Source organism: Acinetobacter sp. NPDC052428 (genome assembly GCF_044547685.1).
Lineage (GTDB): Bacteria > Pseudomonadota > Gammaproteobacteria > Pseudomonadales > Moraxellaceae > Acinetobacter > Acinetobacter lwoffii_G.
Genome location: NZ_JBIUAT010000023.1, coordinates 37,076 through 44,463, shown reverse-complemented (window position 1 = coordinate 44,463; position 7,388 = coordinate 37,076). Strand labels below are relative to the sequence as shown.

Here is a 7,388-nt window from a genome sequence, read left to right as displayed (position 1 = left end):
TGAGTTTGAAGCAATGTACTATGATAAGATTAACCCGTTAGGTCAGGTGGCCTAACTTAAATAAAAAAGTCTCCGACAAACCCGGTACGGTTCACTATCGATTCGGAAAGGGTATTCCACAGGTATCGCGCTACGTGATGCCCATCCCAAAGCACACGGTTGTGTACATGCAGAATTCAAAGTAGATGAAGCTCTTCCTAAAAACTTGGCTCAAGGTGTTTTTCTTCCTGGAAAAACATATCAAGCCTGGATTCGTTTTTCTAATGGTTCTAAAGATGCCCAACAAGCAGATATTAAAAAAGATGCCCGTGGCATGGCGATAAAACTTTTGGCAGTACCGGGAGAAAAGCTTTTAGATGATGAAACCTCTACTCAAGATTTCATTATGATCAATCATCCTGTCTTTTTTGTGAATGATCCAGTCCGATACATGTCATTTATGCAAGATATAAATAGCGATAGATTTTTCAATAGGCTCCATATTCCTTTTGCATTAGGAGCTAAAGGAATATGGATTGCCTTAAATACGAGAAATAAAATTTCTAATCCTTTGCAAACTAGATATTGGTCTATGGTGCCCTATCAATTAGGAACAGGCACTGATCGTCAAGCTGTAAAGTATTCAGCTCAAGCATGTTCGACAGTGATAGACCCTCTTCCACATGCTCCCCATCATAATTTTCTAAGAGAAAAACTGCGCCAATATTTGCAAAAAAGTGAAGCATGTATGGAGTTTCTGGTACAGCCTAGAACATCAAACACCATGTCGGTCGAAGATTCCATGACTGAATGGCAAGAAAGTGAGGCACCTTTCTACAAGGTCGCAACTATCCGCATTCCTCCACAAGTTTTTGATACGCCTGACCAAAACAAGTTTTGTGAAAACCTTTCCTTTACACCATGGCATACCCTACCGGAACACAAACCTCTGGGAGTAATAAACCGAATGCGAAAGGTGATTTATGATCGTATTAGTGAGGTTAGACATGATATGAATTCTATTAACAGATCAGAACCACATTAAAATATAAGTGCTTATTTGAAGTTATCAGCTAACCTAAAATAACCTGTTGTACTGCTCATTCGCCTTAACTTAAAAGCTTTAGTTTACAAACTTTGTGCAGAGTTAATTTAGAAACATAAATAAAGCTGCTACATTAAAAATGACATTATAAAAGGAAAATGGTTTCAGCGATGAAAATTAAATCTCCTCTTATTAAATTGATCATGAGTTGTTTATGTTTAGGTTCAACATATGCAATAGCATCTCCTCCACTTCCCGATAGCAGCAAAATCCAAGCATCTCATATTTCGGAAAAAATACCGGGTACAATATTATCTATACAAGAACAAAATACTGATCTGTTTACGAATGCCTCACAACGTTTCTTAATTAATTATCGCAGTCGTGGCACAAAATCCGAACCCATTGTCACTTCAGGCTATATCTTGTTACCTAAAGGCAAATTCCCTAAAGATGGCTGGCCTGTTCTGGCTTGGGCGCATGGTACAACTGGCGTTGCTGATACATGTGCACCCTCTGGGGATTATGTGGGCGGGCCAGTCCATGTCTATCAGCAAATCGCTGCTAAAGCATTGAATGCCTGGCTCGCTCGCGGCTATGCAGTCGTTGCACCTGATTATCAAGGTTTAGGCACTCCGGGCGGTCATCCTTATATGAATGCGCGAAGTCAGTTGCATACTGTCGTGGATGCTGTACGAGCGATCCACCATTTAAAGCCTTATAGCTTTAGTAAAAATTGGTATGTTATGGGTCATAGTCAAGGAGGTGCAGCATCTCTTAAAATTGCTGCGGCCGGTCAAAAAGATGCACCTGAATTTGATCTTCGCGGGGCAATTGCACTAGCACCGGGCGGTTACCAATATGAAGGAATCGCTGAATATGTTGCCAGCAATTCGCAAATCACGACTGATGTCGCCGCATTTTTTCCAATTGTGCTTTTAGGAGCAGAAGCTGCAGACCCGATGCTTGCTCCAGCAAATTTAGTTAGCCCAGAAATGGAAGAAATTCTTAATCATGCACGCAGTCGCTGTTTGTCAGAATTACAATCTGACCTAAAACAAGCACCTAAGACTGTCTTTAAATCAAATATAAATCTGGCACCTTTGACAAATTATTTAAAAGAACAGTCTATTGAGAATATGACACCGACTGTGCCGGTTCTGCTGGTACAAGGTGAGAAAGATCAACTGGTCGATGATCGTGGTACTTATGCTTACTATCAGCAGGTATGTACGAAGCAGAAATCTATCGCCTTCCATCTAGTCAAAAATGGAGATCATCGTGATTCCTTAAGACAGAGTGAATTTCTAATTGGAAACTTTATCCATTCAGTTGAACAAGGGAAAGCTTTGAACACCTGCCCTACAAAATAACCCGGTGAGCTTTTGTATTTAATCATTAAAAACTCAAATATTTTAATCTTCATATTTATAGAATAGTCCTTTAAAGGAGCACTATTCTATAAAGAGGATAAACTAATATTAATCCGTATTCTTACTTTCTGTTAAAACTATACTTACGATTTCGAATTGTTTTGAGCCCATCATTTTTATACTTTAATTCTTTAGCAAATAATAATTAGAATGAAAGAGGTTATTTATGTGCTCGAACTATGAATTTCCCTCAAAAAAACGTCTTTCCTTATTAGATATTCATGAAGAGCAACTCGAACTGGGCATGAAACCGCATGTTTATCCTTTAGCGCCAGCCCCAATCATTATGCGCGGTGCTGATGAGTTTGAGCTGGATATCGCACGTTTCGGACTGATTCCAGCCTGGGCGAAAGAATTGAAATATGGCCGGCATACCTATAATGCACGGACTGAAACAGTGGCATCCAAACCGAGTTTCCGACATGCCTGGAAAAACAACCAGTTTACTTTGGTACCCGTCGATACATTCTATGAACCTAAATATATAGACGGTAAATCGCACTGGTTTGGCATTTCACGTGAAGATGGCAATCCTTTTACCGTGGCGGCGATTTATGATGACGCACACATTGATGGTGAGAAAATCAGATCATTTTCGATGCTGACCATAAATTCAGATCAACATCCCTTTATGAAACAGTTTCATGACCCGAATGACGAAAAACGCTCGATTATTGTGATTCCGGAAGAATCACGACATGACTGGTTGCACTGCGATCATGAACAAGCCCATGAATTTTTCTTTGAAATGAAAGATGAATTTATTGCAAAGCCTAGAGATCAAGGTTTATCGGGAAATTAAAAAGCCCTAAACCAAGTTAGGGCTTCGTCCATATGAAAAAGCTATTTTTGCTCTCTCAATGGATTTTCTGGTTCTGCATTGGGTTTTTTCTCTGGTTTGACATGCTTATAAGATGCCTGATTCCCTTTATCATCATTTGATTCTTTATGCGGATTTGATTCTTGCTCTGGCTTATTTGTCATATGCATCTCCTTCATACTTCATATCTGTATTAAGAAATAAATATGACATCTGCTGCTAAACATCAATGTTATTTATGTTGCACATTCAGTTTTTTTAAAAGACAAACTTTCCTTCAAGTGCTCTTTTACATTTCACAATTCCTGAAGTCCATCTGAGCAAATAAGCTGTTCAGCCTGATCGTAGACGATACAGCAAAGAATATGAATTCGCGTGCGAGCCGATATCGAATACATGAAATTTTCTAACCTTATCCACTGACGGAAAAAGTCTTTTCATCTCAGCAAAACCTTTAGGATGATTGGCCTTAATCATTCGATACTAACCATCTAATGCAGTTTCAGCCTTTGGCCTCTTTTGAATTGCTTCAAGAATTCGAGCGCAGATGCTCACCTACATATATTCTATTGTATTTTGCTATTTCAGTTCTAAGTACTAAGAATTTATCAAAACGTAATCCTATTGAAATATTTTTCTTATAAAGTATTCCTTGTGCCCAATTACGTTTAAATCCAAAAATTTCATCAGTAAAGAAAAACCCCGCCAACTGATGATTGAACGGGGATTGATCTTCATTAATATGTCTGATGATTTGGCACATTATTCAATATTTTTCAAGCAATCACGACACTGTTTGACCTCATCATGGTCACAAGTGTAGTTAATTTCAGTCGCACCATGAAGACCAAATAAACAAAATATAAATTGCATCATGTTTTTCTCCTGAGTGTAAAAAGCTCGATTCAAGATCAAGCTTTATTGCTTTAAATATAGAATGACTCAATACAAACTGATTGAATCAGCGATCAAGAACAACTTCAGTACTCAGCTCTGTTTAGCCTTTCAGTAAAATTGAAGCTTTTGGGCTAAGTTCGTACAGGCTCTTCAGCTTGAGTCGTCTGATCCTTTTTACAATGATCACTTTTACAATGCTTGCTGCTCATCATCTGACACATTTTCTCTTTGCAAGATTTAAAACAACAGCCGACCATCACGCCCATGCCAAATGCGCATATACATCTCATCATAGCTTTGTCCTGTCTTTTCGTGAAAAGAGATATATAAATAACATCTATTCATGTATCTCTCCTGAGGGAATTTTCAGGCTTTATGTTGTGTATGAAAACTTATGTGAAAGAGAGTGAGCAAAAAATACAATCAGCAAAGAAAAAACAAGATTTAAAACGGAAAAGAAAAAGCCTGTTTAACTCTCCTAAATTAAACAGGCCTTATAATGTGCTGATTTTTAATTATTTTCATTAAGTTCTTAGAATGACGCCAAGATATCACTAGCCATGCAGCCAATCTGTGTAGGATATATAGATGCAATGTTTCAAAATATGAAAAAACCATTACTTTTGTTAATTAAATGACTGTAATTTATTCAAAAATATTTTTAATGAGAAAATAAGATTACTAAATAACCAAAACCCAAGAAGAATTGCTAAACCTATAAGTGAGAATGGGTTAATTTAGATTTTTAGAAGAAAATTCCTTATTTCAGTCAATATCGGATGTTATGAATGTTCAATGTCTCATAAAGTTTATAGATCCCTGCTTTCTTTTTAGTCATTTCTCTCTATAATTTTTCATATGAGCAATAACAATATTTTGGCAGCATGAAAAATCGCATACTAATTACTTTATTGATGAGTCTGGCAATAAGCGGCTGCCAAAAACAGCAAGCAGAGAATTCAGCCGAGGCTGCTGCAAATATTAAAGCGCAGTTTGAACAGTCAGATAATCAACTCAGTGCTTATCTGGACAAACTCGACTCTTCAACAATTAGTCTGGAAGAAAGAACACGCATCCTGTGTGAACAATATCCTAAAGAATATAAAAATAACTACATGCCTGCTCTGCTAAAACTTGCACCCAAGGAATATACCGACAAAGAGTTGCTCACCGACCTAGACAATGCCTTGAATTTCTACAAGCTGAAAGCCAATATTCAGTGTTAATAAATACTTAGTTTAATCATGCAATGAAATATAAAAAAACCGCCTGAATCAGGCGGTTTTTTTATGAAGAGCGTATATCTTAAACAGAATTAACGCTGTGGTTTTCACTGATCTTGTTGATTACGTGAACGTTGTTGCTGTTGGTTACTGTTTTGCTGTGGCTGTTGTTGCTGTTGGCCTTGCTGGTTTTGTTGCTGCTGGTCGCGCTGTTGCTGGTTGTTTTGACCACCCTGCGGCTGTTGTTGTTGCTGGTTATTTTGTTGCTGATTTGGGTTTTGCTGGTTGTTTTGTTGACGCTGCTGATCTTGATTGCGTTGTTGATTTTGCTGTTGCTGTTGTTGCTGCTTCTGTTGGTCTTGCTGTTGATTATTAGCCATGGTGGTATTCCTTACTATTTGCTTTAAATTAAAAGCCGATAGGTTTCTACTTAATATCTACTCTACGCATTTTTCAGATTTCGCCAACCTTTAACCTGTTACAGATTAATTCAATGTAATAAATAGTAAGCTAAGTACTTGAAGTAGAGATTAATGCGCAACATAAATTACCTGATATAATTCAACAGAAACATAATGAAAGATTATATAGGTCAAAAATATATTATCCAATAAAAGGAATAACTTAAGTCAAATTCTATATATATAATTTTTTTAATAGAATTTAAAAAGTATTATAAAATAGAATAGATTAACATCTATATTATTGATATTTAATAGTATATTAAAAATTAATCTAAATCACCTATATTTTAAAAAGATTAAATAAAATATTAAAAATCCAATTCTTTTAGAATATTCTTAACTGCGAGGAAATACGATACTTAACATGACCTCACCAATAACACTTAAGCTGTTTCAAATTTATCTTGACTTTATTTCAAATAGTTTTAGCTATTACTTTGATATTAACTTAGGTAAAATCATTGTTTTTAATTATATTTATTAATCTATTTATAATTAATAAGCCCCTTTAAAAGAGGCTTATTACATTCCGTTTTTATTAGATATTGACCACTTTCACGATAATCGTTTGAGTATCTTCCTGCTCTTCGGCCAGATGCAAACGTTTAAGCTCTTTGCTTTTTACTTTGAACTGCAAGTTCTGATAAGAAATTGTGCTTGGTATCTGATCAAAATATTGACCATCAGCGTCAATTTCTTCCTGAAATAATGGTGTACCCAATTGATAGTCAAGACTTTTTAAGACTACATATTTTACTGTGGTTTTCATTCCAACACCCTACTTTCACTAAGCACTTTATTTTTATTTTTACCACTGTTCCGCCTGAGAAGAAACCTCTATTTTTGAAAATAGCCCAAGCTTTAACCACTCAGATTTTGCGATCAGATCAACATGAAATTACACTAATCTATGAAAAAAATTTTAACTTTCATAAAAATATAAATATACTTGGAGTTGATCGACAGAAAAAATCTGTCTAAATTGATTAAAGTCACTCCCACAAAGAAAATATAGAGACTATGATAAAAACCTGTTGCGGCTTACTCGAAGAGAAAAACATAAAAATTGCCTTTATCGAAAGCGCAAGTTCTGGATATCTCAGTAGCCAGTTCTCCATCTGTAAAGGAGAAGGTGCCGAAATTCTGATTGGTGGTTTGATCTGCTACGATGTAAGTGTCAAGACTTCAGTATTGGGCATTTCCAAGAATCTGATCAATAGTCATACTGCAGAATCTATGCCGGTGACGGTTGCTCTGGCGGAAGCAGGTAAAAAAATGTTCCGTGATGCTGACTGGATTATCGCCTGTACAGGGTTGCTTAAACCAGGTGGTAGCGCGACACCAGAGAAACCGGAAGGAACATTTTTTGTGGCCATTAATGATGGCACGCAAATCCATCAGTTCCAGTATTATCTCAAAGGCTCGCCACTTGAACGCCTCAACAAACTGTCCGCTGTAGTTGCACATGACATGATCAATCTGTTAAATAACAGCTAAGCTTTCAAAGTTACTGTGTAGCCTGAATAA

The 7,388-nt window shown here is 36.6% G+C and carries 7 protein-coding genes and 1 pseudogene; 5 read left to right on the top strand and 3 right to left on the bottom strand.

Going from position 1 to position 7,388, the window contains the following annotated elements; translation table 11 throughout:
- Nucleotides 1–94: 94 nt before the first annotated feature.
- From ACIG3F_RS11945 to ACIG3F_RS11935, 3 genes and pseudogenes are all read left to right on the top strand, one after another.
- Nucleotides 95–1,024, top strand: a pseudogene (locus ACIG3F_RS11945) (catalase family protein); the annotation flags it as partial.
- A 170-nt stretch (nucleotides 1,025–1,194) separates the two neighbouring features.
- Entirely contained in the window at nucleotides 1,195–2,397 is a 1,203-nt protein-coding gene (locus ACIG3F_RS11940; protein ID WP_396470129.1) for an alpha/beta fold hydrolase, read from the top strand.
- 226 nt (nucleotides 2,398–2,623) lie between these two features.
- Nucleotides 2,624–3,259, top strand: coding sequence for an SOS response-associated peptidase (locus tag ACIG3F_RS11935; protein WP_396470128.1), 636 nt, complete (start codon nucleotides 2,624–2,626; stop codon nucleotides 3,257–3,259).
- A 41-nt stretch (nucleotides 3,260–3,300) separates the two neighbouring features.
- Here the strand turns inward: ACIG3F_RS11935 and ACIG3F_RS11930 are convergent, their stop codons facing one another.
- Entirely contained in the window at nucleotides 3,301–3,441 is a 141-nt protein-coding gene (locus ACIG3F_RS11930) for a hypothetical protein (RefSeq protein ID WP_005107128.1), read from the bottom strand.
- Nucleotides 3,442–5,058: 1,617 nt separating this feature from the next.
- Here ACIG3F_RS11930 and ACIG3F_RS11925 point away from each other — a divergent pair.
- Entirely contained in the window at nucleotides 5,059–5,400 is a 342-nt protein-coding gene (locus ACIG3F_RS11925; protein WP_396470127.1) for a hypothetical protein, read from the top strand.
- A gap of 104 nt (nucleotides 5,401–5,504) precedes the next feature.
- Here ACIG3F_RS11925 and ACIG3F_RS11920 read toward each other — a convergent pair whose 3' ends face one another.
- Entirely contained in the window at nucleotides 5,505–5,777 is a 273-nt protein-coding gene (locus tag ACIG3F_RS11920; RefSeq protein ID WP_396470126.1) for a hypothetical protein, read from the bottom strand.
- Nucleotides 5,778–6,399: 622 nt separating this feature from the next.
- Nucleotides 6,400–6,630: a hypothetical protein gene (locus tag ACIG3F_RS11915; RefSeq protein WP_004280185.1), complete on the bottom strand. Its 231-nt coding sequence runs from the start codon at nucleotides 6,628–6,630 to the stop codon at nucleotides 6,400–6,402.
- A 251-nt stretch (nucleotides 6,631–6,881) separates the two neighbouring features.
- On the opposite strand from ACIG3F_RS11915, the gene ACIG3F_RS11910 reads away from it, so the two are divergent.
- On the top strand, nucleotides 6,882–7,358 hold the full coding sequence (locus tag ACIG3F_RS11910) for a CinA family protein (protein ID WP_004280184.1): 477 nt from the start codon (nucleotides 6,882–6,884) through the stop codon (nucleotides 7,356–7,358).
- Nucleotides 7,359–7,388: the final 30 nt, after the last annotated feature.

Excerpts from the sequence above, each read along its gene's own strand:
- ACIG3F_RS11920 (WP_396470126.1), bottom strand. The coding sequence starts at position 5,777 with ATGGCTAATAATCAACAGCAAGACCAACAGAAGCAGCAACAACAGCAA.
- ACIG3F_RS11930 (WP_005107128.1), bottom strand. The coding sequence starts at position 3,441 with ATGACAAATAAGCCAGAGCAAGAATCAAATCCGCATAAAGAATCAAAT.
- ACIG3F_RS11915 (WP_004280185.1), bottom strand. The coding sequence starts at position 6,630 with ATGAAAACCACAGTAAAATATGTAGTCTTAAAAAGTCTTGACTATCAA.
- ACIG3F_RS11940 (WP_396470129.1), top strand. The coding sequence starts at position 1,195 with ATGAAAATTAAATCTCCTCTTATTAAATTGATCATGAGTTGTTTATGT.
- ACIG3F_RS11935 (WP_396470128.1), top strand. The coding sequence starts at position 2,624 with ATGTGCTCGAACTATGAATTTCCCTCAAAAAAACGTCTTTCCTTATTA.
- ACIG3F_RS11910 (WP_004280184.1), top strand. The coding sequence starts at position 6,882 with ATGATAAAAACCTGTTGCGGCTTACTCGAAGAGAAAAACATAAAAATT.
- ACIG3F_RS11925 (WP_396470127.1), top strand. The coding sequence starts at position 5,059 with ATGAAAAATCGCATACTAATTACTTTATTGATGAGTCTGGCAATAAGC.